17 protein-coding genes and 4 tRNA genes are annotated in these 19,035 nt (G+C 31.0%); 5 read left to right on the top strand and 16 right to left on the bottom strand.

The features are described 5' to 3' along the window. Positions 1-47: 47 nt before the first annotated feature. Positions 48-1,736, top strand: coding sequence for an ABC transporter substrate-binding protein (locus tag GOY08_RS12765; RefSeq protein WP_158999306.1), 1,689 nt, complete (start codon positions 48-50; stop codon positions 1,734-1,736). Next, positions 1,712-3,493 carry an ATP-binding protein gene (locus GOY08_RS12770; RefSeq protein WP_158999307.1) on the top strand — a complete coding sequence of 594 codons (1,782 nt, stop codon included), beginning with the start codon at positions 1,712-1,714 and terminating at the stop codon, positions 3,491-3,493. Before GOY08_RS12765 ends, GOY08_RS12770 begins: the two co-directional genes overlap by 25 nt. Before the next feature lies 1 nt (position 3,494). Here the strand turns inward: GOY08_RS12770 and GOY08_RS12775 are convergent, their stop codons facing one another. The 10 genes from GOY08_RS12775 to GOY08_RS12820 all read right to left on the bottom strand — a co-directional run bounded on the left by GOY08_RS12775 (position 3,495) and on the right by GOY08_RS12820 (position 13,227). After that, a complete protein-coding gene (locus GOY08_RS12775) occupies positions 3,495-4,040 on the bottom strand; it encodes a hypothetical protein (RefSeq protein WP_158999308.1) in 546 nt (181 codons plus the stop codon). 21 nt (positions 4,041-4,061) lie between these two features. Beyond that, the gene (locus GOY08_RS12780) at positions 4,062-4,412 is read right to left on the bottom strand and encodes a hypothetical protein (RefSeq protein WP_158999309.1); all 351 of its coding nucleotides are present in this window, start codon (positions 4,410-4,412) and stop codon (positions 4,062-4,064) included. Positions 4,413-4,453: 41 nt separating this feature from the next. Further along, positions 4,454-4,921: an NUDIX domain-containing protein gene (locus GOY08_RS12785; RefSeq protein ID WP_158999310.1), complete on the bottom strand. Its 468-nt coding sequence runs from the start codon at positions 4,919-4,921 to the stop codon at positions 4,454-4,456. Continuing rightward, on the bottom strand, positions 4,918-6,084 hold the full coding sequence (locus tag GOY08_RS12790) for an MFS transporter (protein WP_158999311.1): 1,167 nt from the start codon (positions 6,082-6,084) through the stop codon (positions 4,918-4,920). Before GOY08_RS12790 ends, GOY08_RS12785 begins: the two co-directional genes overlap by 4 nt. A 135-nt stretch (positions 6,085-6,219) precedes the next feature. Beyond that, positions 6,220-6,993, bottom strand: a complete 774-nt coding sequence (locus GOY08_RS12795; RefSeq protein WP_158999312.1) for a hypothetical protein — start codon at positions 6,991-6,993, stop codon at positions 6,220-6,222. 51 nt (positions 6,994-7,044) lie between these two features. Then, on the bottom strand, positions 7,045-8,133 hold the full coding sequence (locus GOY08_RS12800) for an FAD-dependent oxidoreductase (RefSeq protein ID WP_158999313.1): 1,089 nt from the start codon (positions 8,131-8,133) through the stop codon (positions 7,045-7,047). A 73-nt stretch (positions 8,134-8,206) separates the two neighbouring features. Further along, positions 8,207-9,631: a S41 family peptidase gene (locus tag GOY08_RS12805; protein WP_158999314.1), complete on the bottom strand. Its 1,425-nt coding sequence runs from the start codon at positions 9,629-9,631 to the stop codon at positions 8,207-8,209. A 162-nt stretch (positions 9,632-9,793) separates the two neighbouring features. Then, entirely contained in the window at positions 9,794-10,615 is an 822-nt protein-coding gene (locus GOY08_RS12810) for a succinate dehydrogenase/fumarate reductase iron-sulfur subunit (RefSeq protein WP_202914062.1), read from the bottom strand. 20 nt (positions 10,616-10,635) lie between these two features. After that, entirely contained in the window at positions 10,636-12,555 is a 1,920-nt protein-coding gene (locus tag GOY08_RS12815) for a fumarate reductase/succinate dehydrogenase flavoprotein subunit (protein WP_158999315.1), read from the bottom strand. 6 nt (positions 12,556-12,561) lie between these two features. Next, complete coding sequence (locus GOY08_RS12820) at positions 12,562-13,227, bottom strand: succinate dehydrogenase cytochrome b subunit (RefSeq protein ID WP_158999316.1); 666 nt, start codon at positions 13,225-13,227, stop codon at positions 12,562-12,564. Positions 13,228-13,694: 467 nt separating this feature from the next. Here GOY08_RS12820 and GOY08_RS12825 point away from each other — a divergent pair, with 467 nt between their 5' ends. Beyond that, positions 13,695-13,994: a CBS domain-containing protein gene (locus GOY08_RS12825; RefSeq protein WP_158999317.1), complete on the top strand. Its 300-nt coding sequence runs from the start codon at positions 13,695-13,697 to the stop codon at positions 13,992-13,994. 17 nt (positions 13,995-14,011) lie between these two features. Here GOY08_RS12825 and rsmA read toward each other — a convergent pair whose 3' ends face one another. After that, a complete protein-coding gene (gene rsmA / locus GOY08_RS12830; protein ID WP_158999318.1) occupies positions 14,012-14,899 on the bottom strand; it encodes a 16S rRNA (adenine(1518)-N(6)/adenine(1519)-N(6))-dimethyltransferase RsmA in 888 nt (295 codons plus the stop codon). 65 nt (positions 14,900-14,964) lie between these two features. Between rsmA and GOY08_RS12835 the strand changes: the two genes are divergently transcribed. Next, positions 14,965-15,597 carry a glutathione S-transferase family protein gene (locus tag GOY08_RS12835; protein ID WP_158999319.1) on the top strand — a complete coding sequence of 211 codons (633 nt, stop codon included), beginning with the start codon at positions 14,965-14,967 and terminating at the stop codon, positions 15,595-15,597. 773 nt (positions 15,598-16,370) lie between these two features. Here the strand turns inward: GOY08_RS12835 and hflX are convergent. The 5 genes from hflX to GOY08_RS12860 form a co-directional block, all read right to left on the bottom strand. Further along, positions 16,371-17,753 carry a GTPase HflX gene (gene hflX, locus GOY08_RS12840; RefSeq protein WP_158999320.1) on the bottom strand — a complete coding sequence of 461 codons (1,383 nt, stop codon included), beginning with the start codon at positions 17,751-17,753 and terminating at the stop codon, positions 16,371-16,373. 19 nt (positions 17,754-17,772) lie between these two features. After that, positions 17,773-17,847, bottom strand: a tRNA-Thr gene (locus GOY08_RS12845). 51 nt (positions 17,848-17,898) lie between these two features. Further along, a tRNA-Gly gene (locus tag GOY08_RS12850) sits at positions 17,899-17,975 on the bottom strand. A 21-nt stretch (positions 17,976-17,996) separates the two neighbouring features. Further along, positions 17,997-18,082, bottom strand: a tRNA-Tyr gene (locus GOY08_RS12855). Positions 18,083-18,089: 7 nt separating this feature from the next. Next, positions 18,090-18,165: transfer RNA gene (locus GOY08_RS12860), tRNA-Thr, on the bottom strand. 216 nt (positions 18,166-18,381) lie between these two features. Here GOY08_RS12860 and GOY08_RS12865 point away from each other — a divergent pair. Continuing rightward, positions 18,382-18,954, top strand: coding sequence for a hypothetical protein (locus GOY08_RS12865; RefSeq protein WP_158999321.1), 573 nt, complete (start codon positions 18,382-18,384; stop codon positions 18,952-18,954). Positions 18,955-19,035 lie beyond the last annotated feature (81 nt).

Here is a 19,035-nt window from a genome sequence, read left to right on the forward strand (position 1 = left end):
TTTTTAGATATTTCCCTGCGTGACATAACTAAACAAATGCATTAGATATGCTTCGTACTAAGGTTATGACGAGATCATCAATCTTCTTTCACCATAATATTACAAAAGAAACTCATATGCCTAGCGACAAAAATAAATTATCAGTAATTTTTATATTTCTTATTCTAATTGCAATAATTTTAGCTATTAATAAAAAATTAAAAAGCCAGATTTATGAAGATTCGGGTGTCTATCCTGACGATCAGACAATTACTATAAATTTATCAGATCAACCGCAAATTCCATGGAAACAAGTTGATACTTCAACATATGTTGTTGAGTCTTTCTCAGCAGCTGTCCATGGTAATTTAGTTTCGTTTAATGGAACTTTTAATGAATCAACTGATAGCAATTCACTTCTAGAAAAGTTTTTTTGTGATGGGAAAATTTGCTATGCTAACTTAAAAAAGGGTATCTATTTTCATAATGAAAGAGAAGTTACAGCTTATGATATTGAATTTTCTTTCATTAGACAATTACTGACATTTAGTAATGATAACTTTGCAAAAACAATTTTAGATGATCTTGTAGGAATAGACAATTTAAAAAAAGAAAATATAAAAAAAATAATAGTAGATGAATATTTAAATTATCCAAGTGGTCTTATCTCTGGAATTAAAGTTAAAGATAAATATAATATTATTTTTAACTTAAAAAATGAAAATAGTCATTTTTTCCAAAAAGTATCAACCGGTTATTTACCAATCGTACCTGTAGAAGAATTTGATGAAACGTATTTAAACTGGAAACATTATCCTATAGGGTTTGGTAAATATAAAGTAGTCAAAATTGATTTACATAATTATGTATTTGTTGTTGAAAGAGTTAGTGATAAAGAGGATATACCAAAATTTATCAGATTTATTTTTGATCAAAGAGATATAGGCGATATTAAAGGGTATATAGGATTAAATAAACAAAATCCTAATTTTGATGGACATATTATTTTTCCAGATATTTATTCCAGTGCAGGTTTTTTATTTAACTTTAAAACAGAATTAGGGGCTAATAAAAATTTTAGAAAAGCTATTTCTTTAGCTTTAGATAGACAACGTATCTCAAAATCATCTCCGTATGGAGAATTTGTTGCAGATGATCAATTACTTCCTGCATCTGGCTGGCAAAAAAATTATAGAGCAGAAATTCCTGTGCAAAAAAGAAATATTGAAAAAGCTAAAAGTTTGTTGAGCACAATTCCTGAAAATCTTTGGAAAGATAAAGTATTTAATGTGCATACTTTTTGGCCAACAAGTAGAGATTTAAACCAAGAACCTTACATTCATGAGATAAAAGAACAACTAAAAGAAATTGGAATTCAAATTAATTTTATAAATACAGATATGAATTATACCAAATTTAAAAAAGATGATAAAAACGTTTTATGGTGGAGCGGATTTGATACATCTAAAACAGATCCAAACTCAAATTTTGCATTTTTTAAAAAAGGATCATTTTTTGATAATATCTATCCTGACGATCCTTACTTGGATAAGCTATTTGATGATGCCACAAAAAACTTGAGTAAAAGCCCTATTTTTACCAGACAATTGAGTCAGTACTTTACTGAAAATCAAATTATGGTAGTAGTCTTTCAAGTTAGAATTTCTTTTTTATATAGGAAAAAAAGAATTTCATCATTTGGAAATCAATATAATCCTATTAAGGTTTTAGTTTGGGAATTGAAATTAAACAAATAAAATTAAACTGCATGTGGAAAAAAAAACTAAAAAATATAAACAAAAAAATATATGTTATTTATTGGATTATTATCTCTTTTATTATCTCTTTTATTTTAATGATTATAGATATAGCAGTAATTAATCACCAGCTAAAAGATTACTATTTATCTACATTTGGTTATACAGAATATTTAATGCAAAATAATTACTCTTTGGAAGCATATAGAAGACTAATAGAAGTATCATCTTCTATTTATATTTATGAAAAAGTAGAAAAAAATAACTTTTTTGCTGCTGAAATTTGGGATTGTGTTAAATGTGAAGGAAATCGTTTTCCTATCTGGCAAACAAATGCTTCTTCTATTGCTGAGATTAAAACAAAAAACTCTTTATTTTTGAATAATTTATTCAAAAAACTAAACTCTATATTTATTTATAATGATTGGCTGATAATTGGAGTTTCGTTTCCTATTTATTCATATAAAATATCAAACGATAAAGTTTTTCAACAAAAAAAATATACTTTAAAATTTTATAAAAAAGCTCTTGATTATAAAGTATTTAAGGATAGCACTTCTTTCTTTGAAGTTTTTACAATTTTAAATGTGTTAGTTTTTATGTTACTTTTATTTATAGTGATTTTACCTTTATCAATTTTAAAAAGAAAAGTTGCTGTAAATACAGCAAGGAAAATAGAATCAAGTACACTTGAAAATATTAAAAACATGATTGAACACGAGTTAGTTAATCAAGAAAATGTTTTAAAATTTCCACTAGATTTAAAAGCTTCGATATCTGCAGCTTTACACCATAATAATGTTGCACAAATAATACTCAGAAAAGTACGAATTGAAAATATTAATCCATTAGAAGTATTAGATGAAGTTTGGAAAAACATTGGCAATACAAGTATTTTTTTAACTTGTAATATTAACATAAAAAACAAAGCAAGATTTGATCGAAGTAAATTATTTTTAGCATTTAACACAATATTAAAAAATGCTGTTCATTCTTCTGTTCAAGCTAAAAATATTGAAGTGACAATAGTTCAAAAATGGTATCATAAATTCAAAAAAACAATTTTAATAGATATTTCAAATGATGGACTACCAATACCTAAAGAGTTGAGAACAAAAATTTTAAATGGTTTTACAAATAAAACTGATGGACATGGAATTGCTCTCAAAAATTTAAAAGAAATATTGAAAAAAAATGGAAGTTATTTGAAATTACTTTCAACATCTAAGACATGTTTTTCTTTTGAAATAAAGTCTTCAGAAGACAAAATGACTATTCAAAAGAAAATTTTATTAAAAAATGAAACTATTGAAGAAAATGTTAGAAATAAATTTGAAGAACAGATAGAAAAACCTTTAGTTATATTAATTGAAGACAATGAACTAATTTGGCATGGCTGGAAATTAAAAATGACGGATGCTCACGTTTTATTTTTTCGAAACCCTGATGAATTTTTCTGTCATATTGATGAAGAAAGAATGAATGGTAATTGTTTTTTATCAAAAGTTGATGCAATAATTAGTGATTTTGATTTTGGAAATGGGGTAAATTTTATCAACTCTAATTTAGTTGGAGGAATAGAAAAGGAAGAAGAAAAATTTAATGGAAAAATAATATTGTGCACAGGATTTAATGAAAAAATACAAAAAGGAATTCCAGGATTTATGAAAGTAAAAATAGATTTATTTTTTCAAAAAAGACCTATGTCATATTTTGAAATAAATGAAATGATTGAAGCAAAGAAATCTTCTTATTAAATTAAAAATTGTCTATTAAATTTCTTATTCTATTCAAATTATCATCAACAAAACATTTTTTATAAATCATCTGTCTTGCAATAATCGAAAAGTCATGAACTGATATCTTCATTTTCCTAATAAGAACTAGCAATCTTACTAGTTCTCTTCTTGCTTCAATGGATAATTCTTTATCAATTAATTGAATTTCTTTTAAAAATACAGATATATTAGGATCATCATTAAAATCAGAATGCTGAACATTAAAAAAAGTACAAATAATTTCTGGGTAACTTTTATTAAAAAATTCTCCCATTTTCTTTACAACTTTATAATCATCCAAAATTTTAATTGGATTTTCATATATTCTATGTAGAGTTTTCAAGCTTATTTCCAAAAAATTAGCCATTTCCTCCCTTGCTTCCAAGGGAAAAGATAAAAAATAGTCAACTTGAGTGCTATCTTCTTTTAATGGCTTAATCTTAAGCTGAGAATTACAATTTGCTGAAATAATTAGTAACATTTTATTCATTTTATGAATAATATTATCGGCTATAGTAGTTTCCATTTTATAACAATTTCAAAATCTCTATTTACTAGATATAGGCAAATTTGCAGGAGTATTTTCACAAGTTCCTTCTTCAATAACATCTATTATAATGTCTTGAGAATCGAATAAAAAAGACCTTTTGCAAAGAAAATTCATACGTAAATCCTTATTTTCAGAAGTTCTATCGGCTGAAAATAATTGGCGATAGGAAATGATATCATTCTTCCCTACTTTTTCTTTTGAATCTGGAGTTCCATATTTTGGATGTTTTAAAACTTCTGCAATATTTCTACCAATCCATGGTTTCAATGAAACTTTATCCGATTGTCTTTTATCGATACTTTCACAAGAAACAAGTAGAAAAGGTACTAAAAATAAAATTTTTTTCATTGTTGAAATCCTTCTTATAAACAAATATTCTAATAAAATTATTACCAACGCTCATCAACCTTTTTTTGCCCTAAAAATATCTCAGCTACTCGCTTTTTTGTTGCTTTTGATACTTCTAAAGGAAGAGCTGTTACAGAAAACCATTTTGCTTCTGCAATTTCTTTATTACTCTCAAATTCTTCTATTTGGAATTCTTTTATAAGATATAATGTTACAATATCATCTACTCCTAAATAATAATTCAAATAACAATCTATAATTTCAGGTGAATTTAAAGGAGTTACAGCTACCTCTTCTTTTATCTCACGAATAATTGCTTGTCTTGGAGACTCTCCTTTATCAACACCGCCTCCAGGAAAATGCCAGCCCGAAGTATAAGTGTGTTTTACTAGTAAAACTTCATTCTTTTTATTTAAAATAATTGCTCTTACCCCATGAGTTGTAATTCCAACACATTTCTGATAGAGCTTAAAGAACTTTAATAAAATAAAGTAAATAGATAGTTTCAACTTACCCTCTCGCCTTTGAGCATAACTCTACTTAGCTCAACTCCATAAACCGCAACTGGAAATAAAATGGCTAAAAAGAATCCGTTAGTATCTGAATAAAGCATACTCACTCCAACTATTGGCGGACCAATTAATGAGCCCAAACCAAACATTGCAACAATGGCTGAATTTCCTCCCGCTAAGCTGCTTCCTTGATATTTATTTCCGACTATAATTAAGGCTAAAGTATAAAACCCTGAGATACAAGCTCCCCAAAAAAACAAGATAGCATATAATACAATAGGCTGCAAAATAAATAATTTTATACCAATTGCTCCTAAAATTCCTAATAAAACACAAACGAATAAAGATTTTAGAGCACCATATTTATCTGCTACAGCACCTATAAAATATTGCAAACAGGCCTGGCCTAACCCGACTGAAATCAATAACGAAACAGAAACTCTTTCAGTTAACCCATTTTTTTCTCCAAATATGGGGAGTAAATTAAATGCTGAAGTTTCTAAATATCCATAAACAACAGCAGCAAACATAGCGATTGGGGTTGATAATATAATTGGGATTAAAGGAGTTTTTTCTTCAGTAGTTATGTTGGGAATTTTATTTTTTGCGATAAATAATGGAACTAAAACGAGAGCAAGAAAAATAGACCCTACTATAAACGGAAGCAAACCTTGAGACCCAGTAATTGTTAAAATACCTGCACCGGTAAAATAACCAATACTCAAACAAGAAGAAAAAATACCCATTATTCTTCCACGGATTTGATCATTAGATAATTCTGCAATCCATGTTTCACTTGCAACAAAAATAGCGTCTAAACAAGCACCAAAAATAAATCTTAGTAAAAACCAGAACAACAAAACTTGAGTAAAATAAAAACTAAAGAAAGATAAAATAGAAACTACTACACAAAAGAAAATAAAAAATTTTAGTCCATATTTTTCTAAATATTTCACAAATAGTGGAGAAAGTAACATCGCAGCTAAAGCTGGCATAGCCGTATTTAGACCAATTACTGATGAAGAGTATCCCATGTTTTTCATTAAAATTGACAATAATGGCAATGATAACCCAAATCCAATTCCCGTTGCAGCAACACAACATAAAGCTGCAACAATTCCTATTATATTTTTATTCTCAAGAATATTTATTAATTTCACGAATAATATACCTATTGTTAGTATGATAATAACAAAAAACGTTATTAAATTTAAGACATTATTTTAAAAAAAATATTATGTCAAACTAAAAACTAAGTCATATTAAAATTGTAATTTATTAATATATCTAAATAATTATTCGTTTTTTTCAACTTTTTCTTTAGAATTATCTTTATTCGCATTAGTATTTTCATTACCATTAATTTTAATGTCTTCACCATCCATATCTTGTGAGGAAGGTTTTTCCTTGATTGGAGCTTGGTCTTGTATAGGAACTTTCGATGAAAATCCTTTTGGCAATAAAGGAGATTGTTTTTCCTCTTTCATAATTGATTTTCCAGTTTCTTTTGAATAAGTGCCTTTTGGCAAATTTGGATCAATAAATTCTGTTTTTTGGAATTTAGGCAATTCACCAGGCATTAAAGGATGATAGCTCTGCTCAACAGAAATGTCGTAGTGAGGAGCATCGATATAGATATTACCACTGCCATCAATTCTTACATTTACATTTTCTAAATCCTGATTCTTTATTGAGTTTATATTTACTCCATTCAAGTAGATGATTCTTCCTGACATTAAAGTTGATTCATAAGGTAACTTCCTTGGACTCATTGGAACTGGTTGAACCGCAACTCCTTGCGGTCTTTGCAAGGTTACCGAAGGGGCATTCATAAGCTCTAAAGACTGATTTGTAATAGGAATTGGTACGCTTCCAACTCTTTGCACACCACTCCCTTGTAAAGGTGCTACTTGCATAGGAGTTTCTTGCATACTCGATTGTGCTGGTTGCTTATACTCAGGAGGAATTGATTTAAAATCTGGTATAGGATCTTGCGCATATGCACTAACACTAGCAAGATAAATTAATAAAAAACCAATATTTTTAAAATTAAAAAAAATGTATTTCATAATATACCTTTATTAAAGGATTTAATTATAAAATAACCTATTTACTTATCTTTAAAAGAGCATTTTTTGCATTCTTTCACCAATTACTGGAGCAAATAAAAAACCACTTTTATGGGCTCCAGCACAAACAAATGATCTAATACCCGAACTTTTTGATTGCAATTCTGTTATAACAATTTCAGAATGTCCAAATCCTACTCGGTAACCATCAATTTGTTTTAAAGCACTTAAATCTAAATTTTTAAATGAAAAATCAATAGATAAGTTTTGTAAAAAATCTAATAATTTTTTATTTTTTTCTGATAGTTTATCAAAATTAATATTATCTGTTAATTTGTCAATTTTTACTGTTGAAGAAGAAATGTAATTTATACTATTGGTACCACTCAACGTAATTTTTTCTTTTGTCTTTAAAGAGTTTTTTTCAATTAATGCATATTCATTTAAATGAAATAATTTTTCTCCCATAAATGTAGAGCCTATTGTTAATCTTTCTTTCTCAAATTCTTTTGGCAAAGTAAATTGTAGTTCTTGTAATAATGATTTTGTCCAGGCTCCAACACAGAATATAATATTTTTACAATCATAATTTTTTATCAAATTATTATAGTAGTCTAAATTAAATTCTTTTTTTTCGATTATTACATCTCTCTTTAAAAGAATATGGCGTAATAATTGCAATAATTTTTTAGCATCTACCCAAGCCTCATTTGCATAAATAATTGAATTATTATTTTTTTGAATACTATCTAAGGGTAAATTTCTTTTTTTAAGTTCAGTGTCACTTTGTTTGACTCTTTTAAAATGCTCTAACATTTCATCATTAGTTGCAAAATATTCAATTCCTTTTCCTTCTTTATAAATACTATCTATTTTATATTCAGAATTATTAAGTTCATTTATTAACATCTGCAACCAATTTTTATAATTCATTTTACTATCTAATTTTAATTTAAAATGCGGATCTCTAGCAAATAACTGACCCTTTGTCGCTAAATTTGCTGCAGCTGCAGAAGAACCTGATTTTTCGTTTTCTGTTGAAATAATTTTTAATTCATTTGCAGGAATACTTTGTCTGGTTAAATATTCAGCTAGTGATAAACCTAATATTCCAGAACCAACAATTATGTATTGTGTCATTTTCAAGCCTTTATAATTTAAGGATATAATCCTTACAGGACTGATATATGACAGAAGTATAAAAAAGATAAGTTTATTTTAAATTATCTTGATTAAAAGCGTATTTCCCCATACTTTTTAAATAAAGATATGCACTTTTTACTTGGTAATCTTCCCGAAGTTGAGCTGGCCATTTACTGATTTCTATATCATTTTCATTTTGTTTGTTTTGTAAAGAAATAGTATCCTGATCTTTTGCTTCAATATGTTTTTCTAAATCAGCTTCTCTTCTGGGATAACGGATTTGGGGACTCTCATTTTGTTGTAATTGCTGAACTTTTCCAAGTACCGATTGCGATATTAGGGGAATATCTGGTGTAATGCCTTTAGCCTGAATACTCCTCCCTTTTGGGGTGAAATACCTAGCAATAGTCATTTTTAAAGCTCCACCATTTGGTAATGGAATAATATTTTGTACACTCCCCTTACCAAATGTTTGACTACCCATGATAATTGCCCGCTCTCTATCTTGGAGTGCACCTGCAACTATTTCACTTGCACTAGCCGTACCTTCATTAACAAGGACTATCATAGGAAAACTTGATAATGTATTTCTTTTAATTGCATATTCTACATCATCAGGTTTATTGATATCTCGTCCTACAGTTGAAACTATGATACCAGAGTCGATAAATAAATTAGTTACTTTAACCGCCTGTTCTAATAACCCTCCTGGATTATTTCGCAAATCTAAAATTAATCCTTTAATTTTTCCATTATTTTTTGTTTCAAAATTTTTAATGTACTTGCCTAATTGTTCTGAAGCATCTTCTTGAAAAATAGTTAATTTAGTATACGCATATCCTGTGGAAAGTTCCGCAATAGAAGCACTGTTACTTCGAATAATTTCTCTTTCAATTGTTGTTTTTTTTATAAAACTCTGTTTTCCATTTTTATCTGGAGTAAAATATTCTATTGTTATACTGCTTCCTACTACACCGCGCATTTTACTGAGTGCTTCTTCTATAGTTTTTTGATTTACAATAATATTTCCAACTGAATAAATAATATCTCCTGGTTTTAATCCAGCGCGTTGTGCAGGAGAATTCTCTACAATCTCTACAATCTCTAATTTCCCACCGGCTGGGTTTATGACAACCCCAATTCCCCCAAATTTGCCACTCGTATCAGAACTAAAATCCGAATACTGCTTTGCTGTTAAATATGTTGTGTGAGGATCTAAATCTGCAGTCATCCCTTTTAGGGCTTTTTCAATTAAAACATCAGGATTTACTGCTTTAGGATCAACATAATTTGCTTCAAGTAAGTTTAATACTTTAGCAAAAGCTTCTAGCGATTGAAATTTTTTATTTTCTATCTCAATTTTTAGTTTTAAATCTTTTTCATTTGTATTCTCTGGTGGAATGACATTTGAAAAAAGTTCTTCAGGATGAGCAAATGATACTGTTGTATGAAAAGCAGTGAAAATTACAAGCAACTTAACACATGATTTTAACATACGTTTACCTTTGCAATTTATAGTACATTTTTTTATTAAATTTATTTTAATCTTATTGATCGTGGATATAAAACAGGTAAAATTTGACTCTCTTTTTTACCTAGTAAAAAATCCATAAAATATTTTCCTATGGATTTTTTATCTAAATAACAAAAAATTTTCTTAGGCAGGTGAACCTTCGCTTGATCCTAATTTACGTCCTGGATAACTTTTTCTTCCAGAAATCATAGACTTCATAAATTCTCTATTGAGTCGTGCAATATTTTCTAAGCTAATATCTTTTGGACAAGCACCTGCACAGCTCCCCATATTGGTACAAGAACCAAAGTCTTCAGAATCCATTTGATAGACCATTTTTGCTACTCGCTGGGAACTTTCAGCTTGCCCTTGAGGTAACAAAGAAAGTTGTGACACTTTCGCAGAAAGAAACAACATTGCGGATCCATTACGACAAGCAGCAACACAAGCTCCACAGCCAATACAAGTTGCTGCATCAAATGCGAGATCAGCATTTTCTTTCGGCACTGGGATTGCATTTCCATCTGGAGCACTTCCTGTATTTACAGAAATATAACCACCAGCTTGAATAATACGATCTAGTGCGCTTCTATCTACAACTAGATCTTTAATAATAGGGAATGCTTTTGCAAGGAATGGTTCAATCACTATAGTTTGACCATCTTGATAATGGCGCATGTGCAATTGACAAGCTGTTGTTGATGTTTGTGGTCCATGCGGATTGCCATCTATTACCATTGAGCAGGAACCACAAATTCCTTCACGACAGTCATGATCAAAAGCTACAGGTTCTTCACCCTTTTGAATTAATTTTTGATTTAATATATCGAGCATTTCTAAGAACGACATATCCGGATTTACATTATTTAGTTCATAATCAACTAACTTTCCATTGGCGTGCGGACCTGATTGTCTCCAAACCTTTAAATGTAAAGTCATCATTTTATGTGCATTTGATTTATCCATAAGGTCTTAATCCTTTTTGTTTACTTATAGCTACGTTGAGTTGGGTGACAATATTCAAATTTTAGTTCTTCAACATGTCTTTCAGGTTTTTTCCCTTCACCTTTAAATTCCCAAGCAGCTACATGGGCAAAATTAACATCATCTCTCTTTGCTTCATTATCTGGGGTTTGATGCTCTTCTCTAAAATGTCCTCCACAAGATTCTTCTCTTGCAAGAGCATCGAGGCACATAGTTTCTCCAAGTTCAATAAGATCGGCAACTCGTCCGGCTTTTTCAAGTTCTTGGTTTAATTGATCGCCATTGCCAACAATGGAAACATTTTGCCAAAACTCTTCTTTAATTTTAGGAATTTCTTTTAAAGCTTTTTCAAGACCTTCTTTATTTCTAGCCATTCCACAGTAATCCCAGATAATATGACCTAGTTGACGATGGAATTGATCAACTGTTTTACTTCCTTTTATTCCTAAAAGTTTTTGAGTTCTTTCTTTTACATTATTCATTGCTTCTTTAAACTCAGGCCTATCAGTTGTTATCTTTTGTAAATTAGCACCACCAATATAATGAGTTAATGTTGTCGGAATAACGAAATATCCATCAGCTAGACCTTGCATTAATGCAGATGCACCTAAACGGTTAGCACCATGATCTGAAAAGTTAGCTTCACCAAGAACATGCAAACCAGGAATTGTAGATTGTAAATTATAGTCTACCCACAATCCTCCCATTGTATAATGCACTGCAGGATAAATACGCATTGGTGTTTTATAAGGATTTTCACCGGTAATTTTTTCATACATTTGAAATAAATTTCCGTATTTTTCACGAATTTTATCTTCGCCTAAACGATTAATTGAATCTTGGAAATCTAAGTAAACAGCTAATTTAGAAGGGCCTACACCATGTCCATTATCGCATTCTAATTTTGCTGCTCTTGAAGCCACATCGCGTGGTACTAAGTTTCCAAAACTTGGATAACGTCTTTCTAAATAATAATCTCTTTCATTCTCAGGAATTTGAACTGGAGCACGAGTATCGTTCAAATTTTTTGGAACCCAGCAACGCCCATCATTTCTAAGTGATTCTGACATGAGTGTTAACTTAGATTGATGATCGCCTGAAACTGGAATACATGTTGGATGTATTTGTGTGTAGCAAGGATTTGCAAATAAAGCACCTTTTTTATGGGCACGCCAAATAGCAGTAGCATTAGAAGCTTTTGCATTGGTGGATAAATAAAATACATTCCCATATCCGCCAGTTGCTAAAACAACAGCATCTGCATGATGCGCTCCAAGTTCACCTGTTATCAAATTACGAACGATAATACCTCTTGCCTGACCATCAATTACAACAAGTTCCAACATTTCAGAGCGCGGATACATTTCAACACTTCCTTCTGAAACTTGCCGCATCATGGCTTGATAAGCGCCGATTAAAAGTTGTTGTCCTGTTTGTCCTCTTGCATAAAAAGTTCTAGAAACTTGTGTCCCACCAAAGGAACGCGTATCTAATAGACCGCCATATTCCCGCGCAAAAGGAACACCTAAAGCAACACAATGGTCAATAATTCGAACAGAACATTCCGCTAATCTATGCACATTCGATTCACGGGCACGATAATCACCGCCTTTTATTGTTTCGTAAAATAAGCGGTATATTGAATCGCCATCATTTTTATAATTTTTCGCTGCATTTATTCCACCTTGCGCTGCAATAGAGTGCGCTCTACGTGGAGAATCATGAATAAAAAAACACTTTACATGATATCCCATTTCCCCAAGCGAAGCGGCAGCTGACGCTCCAGCTAGACCACTTCCCACAATTATAATTGAATGTTTTCTTCTATTGGCAGGGTTTACAAGTTTTGAGGAAAAACGGTGATTTGTCCATCTATCTTCAATTGGGCCTGTAGGGCATTTTGAATCAAAGTTGAATGTCATAATTTGTTACCTTGCTAGAAAAACGTAAATTGGTTGAGAAAAGAAACCTGCAGCAACAACTACAGCATAAGTATAGCCAAAATATTTAAAAAATTTGTTATACCTTGGGTGACTTATTCCAAGCGATTGAAAAATAGATTGAACACCATGATATAAATGAACGCCTATAAGAATCATAATTACAGAATAAGAAGCAACATAAAAAGGATCCTTAAATTTTTCTACAACTAATTTATATATATCTCGCATCTGGATACCGTCATAAGTAACAAAATACATTTCACCCCATTTGAATGTAATTAAATGCCAGATAATAAATGCAAGAATAATTGTTCCTGTATAGATCATTGTCCTAGATGAAATAGATGCAGACTTCACTCTTACAGGAGTAACAGAATAAAATTTTGGTTTTGTTGATCTATTACGAATGAATAAAGTAAAACCAGTGAAGGCATGTATCAAAAGAACAAGCACTAAAAATAATTCGGCTAAATAAATAACTGGATTTGAAGTTAATGCATGTGAATATTTGTTATATGCTTCAGCACTGACAAATATCAAAATATTACCAAGCATGTGCACCATCACAAACAGCGACCATACAGTTGCCGTTAATGCCATAAAGTATTTTTTACCAATGGAACTCGTTAAAAAACCAGAATTTGCTGACATAGAGCAATTCTCCTAAATAAAGTCAAATTAACAGTGAATAAGCAACATATAATTTAAGCTAAACACTCTCCCTTTTCCACATATAAAACGATTAATCTTTTATAGCAAATCTGTAATACAACTATCAGATCGAAACAGGACTAAATCATAACCAAAATCAAAGTTAACTTTCGTCACTATCAAGAATAAATTTTAAAAATTTATAAAAATAATTAATTTATTTTAACAAATATTTACTCTGAAAAATTTTCCCATTCAAAAATCCAATATGCAAAAAACACTTCGCTTAATGATAATGATTATCATTTTTATTATTAAATTTTTACGATTGACTAAAGAAACAAATTTCAAATAAAATATCTTTAAGAAACTTTAAAAAGATAGGAATTAAAATGCACGTTTCTACTTACATGACCCCTGTTCCTAAAACCGTCTCAGGAAAAACTGAAATATGAAAAATTGAAGAAATGATAAAAAAATTAGGTATTCGTCATATGCCTATCTTAGATGAAAATCACTATGGTCTTATTTCAGAAAATGATGTCCAAATAGTAAAAGCTTTTGCTTCTTCTCATGAATTTTTAGCAAAAGATTTTATGACACAAAAATTTATTCAAGTAAAAGCAGATTCTTTTTTAAAAGATGTAATTAATGAACTGATAGATAAAAAACTTGATTGTGCTTTTATTTTTGATGACAAAAATATCCTAATAGGAATATTTACAATGATCGATGCATTAAAAATACTTTATGAAAAACTAGGATAAAATTAATTTTATAAATTTTATCCAGCTTCCTGAAAATATTTGAAAAAAGCTAAAATGACGTTTGGTGATATGGTATCCGGTCTGGACTCTTCAGTTATATTATGCTCAGACGCCAATTGCCAAAAATCAGCTACTTTTTTAGGATTTTTTTGTTGCAAAATTTGCAATTGCAATGCTAAAGCTCTGCGTAACATTTTTCTTCGAGCACTAAATAAAACTGCTGTAAATTTACCAAATGATGTATCTTCTTCATCATCATTAAAACTAAATAAATTAGGAGTTAATTTAATTATTGCCGAATCCACTTTGGGTCTTGGGACAAATAAATGAGCAGGCACATCAAATAATTTTTCAACTTTAAAAAAAAGTTGGACTTTCACAGTTAATCTACCGTAATCTTTTGTTCCAGGAGTTGCATTTAATCTATCAGCAACTTCTTTTTGTACCATAAAAATACCGTTACTATAAAATTTTTTAAATTTACAAAACCACATCAAAATATCGCTTGTAATATAGTATGGAATATTTCCAACACAAATAGGTTTAAGAGAACTACTAAGATTGTTATCTTGCGTTGGATTCCATTGTAAAATATCTTGATTTAAAATATTTAACTTATCGGGATATTCTAGCACTAACGTCTTCATTAATCCTTCGACAGCTCGTTGATCTTTTTCAATTGCTAAGATTTTAATATTTTTTTCTAAAAGCTTTTTAGTTAGCGCACCAGAACCAGGCCCTATTTCATGTAAATATTTTTCAGTTTCTATGTTATAAAGAACATCTATGGATTCAGAAATTTTATCTATAATTGCTTCACTATTTAGAAAATTTTGTCCCAAAGATTTTTTTGCTTGGAGATAAAATGCTTGATTGTTTTTTTCCCGATTAGTTTTATTTTTCATAAAATTCCTATAGAGTTGATTGCTCTTGTAAGCAACATGAAATTCATGGCAAAAAGGATGGTGCTATGTCAAGCAAATCACTCGTTTTATATGAATGTCCTGCTACCCGTTCCGATAGAGTTAAATTTTTATTAGAAGAAATGCAAATACCCTATGAGAAAAAAACATTAATTTTAAGCAAGTCCGAGCATTTAACGAAAGAATATTTACAGATAAATCCATCAGGATGTGTTCCTTTTTTGATAGACAACTCTGCAGAAGTTAAATTAATAGAATCTGGCGCTATTTGTCATTACTTAGCCAAAAAATATAAGAAAAATATTTATTTTCCTTCAGAAACTAATCTTAAAGAACAAGCAATATATGAAGAAGCTATGTACTTTATAACTTCTACTCTCGATCCCATTTGTTTTAACTTATACTTCCATACTAAAAGATTCCCACCTGAAAAACGTATTGCTTCCATAGCAGAGGAGAGTTCGAAAAAATTTGCTCGAAGCATAGAGTTTATTTTAGCAAAACTGGAGAAAAATAAATATTTACTTTCTGATAAGTTAAGCACACCAGATTTTATATTAGTACCAACATTACTTTGCATTAAAGAAGAAGTAATGAAGTATCCCATCATTCAAAGATATATAGAAAACGTTTTGGAATTAAACTCTATGCAGAAAGTTAGAGAAGATATAAAATCTTAATAGTGTGGGATCAAAAAAGCGCTGTATTAGCGCTTTTTTGAATCTTTTTGCGGAGCTTGTTGTTCTTGAGGCTTAGCTTGGTTAGCAACAGGAGCAGATTTTGATTTATCTTGCTTTTTCTTTTTCTTACTGTCTTTGCTAGGCATAGCAATCTCCTTTGTTTGTTATTTTTCCGTTACCTTATTAGAATAAAAGAGGTCAAAGCAGAAAGCAACACTCACAAGTAAAAATAAATTTAAAATAAAAAAGGGCTAGCCGTTCGGTGCTATCCCTTCGTCGTTCTTCTGAGGAAGAAATGTGGCATGTATAATTTTGTGAGGACAATGCTATGGCGAGAGATCAAAGGAAGGTATTTTTTGGGCTGGTAAAGAAGCCTTAATCCTCCGAACAATTTTGTCTCATGGCTTCTTTGGACGTTATAAACTCAACTTATTTTAAATTGCAAGCTTTATACTGAGGTATCTAAAAAAAAGACTCCCATTTTTATTTCATGCAATTATACTCAAAAACTGGGTTGTATTTTTTTACTGTAAAGCGTTAAAAAACTTTCAACTCATCTCATTATTTTAAGAAAACTTTTTCTTTTTTGTATTGTTTTCAAAAGACAAGATAATTTTTTAAAACGCTTTAATTTTAATCATTTTTTTATTTTTTTATTGTTTTTAAATCAATTATTTGTGACGATTCAGCCTAAATTGAATAATCTTTTATTTTCTTTTTTGTAATTTCTATAATCGAAAAATATTCCTAAAAAACTTAACATCATAAGCAATTTATTCTTTTTTTAGTTGATACCTCTCTTTTAGACGTTGAAAATATTCTTTTTTTCCACGCAATAAAAAGTATGTTCCCTCATTTTCGTACCGCTCATTGATTACCCTAAAATTTTCACGAATTTCCCCTACCGCACCCATAGTTTGATAAGGAACAAAAACAGACTCGTCAGTCATTTCTTGCTCAAAAAATTCTTGGATGAATTGATATACAGTTTTTACATCTGTTGTATTTTTGGTAGAAATAAATAGCGAATTTGCATATTCCAACTTAACACTTTGAATCACACTGTCTTCTACTTTATCTATCTTGTTAAAAATATGTACACAGGCTGTATCTTCTAAAACTCCAATACCTTGTAGAGTAGACTTAGTGACTTCCAAATGGGTTCGCCAACTATCATCAGAAATATCAATAACATAGAGTAAAAGTGAGGCATTTAGAGCCTCTTCTAAGGTTGAGCGAAAGGAGACAACCAAGTCGTGAGGAAGTTTTCTAATAAATCCCACAGTATCAGAAATTAAAATTTTAGGATGCGTCTCAGGATAAAGGGGTCTTACAGTAGTATCTAAGGTTGCAAACAGTTTATCTTCTACAAGTACTTCACTTCCAGTCAGTTTCCGCATTAATGAAGATTTTCCTGCATTTGTATAACCGACTAAGGCAACGCAAGGCTGTTCAGATCTTTTTTTTCTGCGTGTTCCTTGTTCCTTTTGAATAGATTCAATTTCTCTTCTTAATTCTGCTATCCTGTCACGAATCCTTCTTTTATCTAGCTCAATATCTGTTTCCCCAGCCCCCCTTGCTCCAGCACCACTTCCCTGGCGTTCACTCGCGCCACTTTCTCGGATACGAGGAGCCAAGTATTTTAAGCGAGCTATTTCAACTTGTAAGCGAGATTCTCTAGTTTTAGCGTGCTTGCTGAAAATCTCAACTATAACACCCGTTCTATCAAGGACTTCAACACCAAAAGCACTTTTTAAATTAGATATTTGCGAAGGAGTAAGTTCACAATCAAAAACAATAGCCTGCGGTTTTTTTGCTGGATCAATTTCTATATTTGCAGATGATATTTCTTCCTCATCTTCTTGCTCAGCTTTTTGTTTTGCTTTGTTTTTTTTAATTTGCGGTCCTGTTTTTATTTTTCCAGATCCGCCTGTTAATTTAGCTATTTCTTTAATTTTACCTTCACCTAATGGTACTGCTCCAGCCGCTGAAGCGCGACGTTGAAAAATAGTATCAATCACAGAGAAGCCCAAAGTTGTTACTAAACGCTCAAGTTCTTTTAGGGACTCTTGATTCTCGTTATCAGTTATATCCGGAGTTGGAACACCAACTAAAAGAGCATTAGGTAATTTATTTTGATTTAATTCGATAGGCATGAGAAACCTTTTGCTACAATGGAGCCCATATCCGGGCTTGAACCGGAGACCTCTTCCTTACCAAGGAAGTGCTCTACCGCTGAGCTACATGGGCGTATGCTTAGATAATAAATTCATTCAAGGCAAAAAGCGAAGGCTGGGAAATTGGAGCGGGTGAAGGGGCACGATCCCTCAACATTCAGCTTGGAAGGCTGACGCTCTAGCCAATTGAGCTACACCCGCTTAAGAATGGTGAAACGTATATGGTGGGGAGGGGCAGATTCGAACTGCCGAAGTCGTAAGACAGCGGATTTACAGTCCGCCCCATTTAGCCACTCTGGAACCTCCCCGATACCGTGGAGCTGGCTAAGGGAATTGAACCCCCAACCGCCTGATTACAAATCAGGTGCTCTACCAATTGAGCTAAGCCAGCGTACGTCTCGGTGAAAGTGTGAATAATGTATGTATGCCAACCTTGTCAAGCAATCTTGCAAAAAAAAAATATCCAATTTGTTAGAGAGCTTGTAACACCATGCATTTCAAACTTAGTTCAGGAATATTTTGCACTAACAGATTTGACTCATACTTCTGCGACATTTCAATTCATTTCTAAAAAAGAGTAAAATCTTGATTAGGAGATCGAGCGCATATGGCTACTAATATAGGATTCAGTAAATTTTTAAAACCATGTCAGAAATTAGGGTTATTAACTTTTTGTCTTCTTGTGAGTGGCGGATCTTGGATTTCTCAAGCATTTAGCCAACAGGCTTTTACAAGCGAAGATGATATGCGAGATATATTTGTTGCTGGGGGCTATGGAGCTTTATTTGGAGCAACTATGGGGACAGCTATTTTACCCTTCCTATCGGGATCTCCAATGAGCAATCTTCGAGTTGTGGCAGGAGGAGCTTCCATCGGCTTTATGATGGGTAGTGCTTTTGGATTATATAATGTTTCAAAAACTCAAACCAATTCCTACTTTAATTATGCGCCAGAAAATGAAGACAATTATTACTATAGCATGCCACCAATTATACCTGGACAAGGAAATAATGTCCTTCCTAAAAAAGATAAAGCAGAACAAAATCTTGCCAAGAAAAAAGAAATTCCAAAAATAGGGGCTTTAATTGTTGGAGAAGGTAGTGATGTTCATTTGGGATTCCCGGTTTTTTGGGTTGGAGAACATGAAATAGGAATCGTTCTAGCATCTATAAAATTTTAAATTAAAAATGTATTCACTTTTTTATAATATTGGTTTGTAAAATTTGACAAAAACGTAACTTGTCTTTATTTTCAACGAAAC

This window comes from Pigmentibacter ruber, assembly GCF_009792895.1.
Lineage (GTDB): Bacteria > Bdellovibrionota_B > Oligoflexia > Silvanigrellales > Silvanigrellaceae > Silvanigrella > Silvanigrella rubra.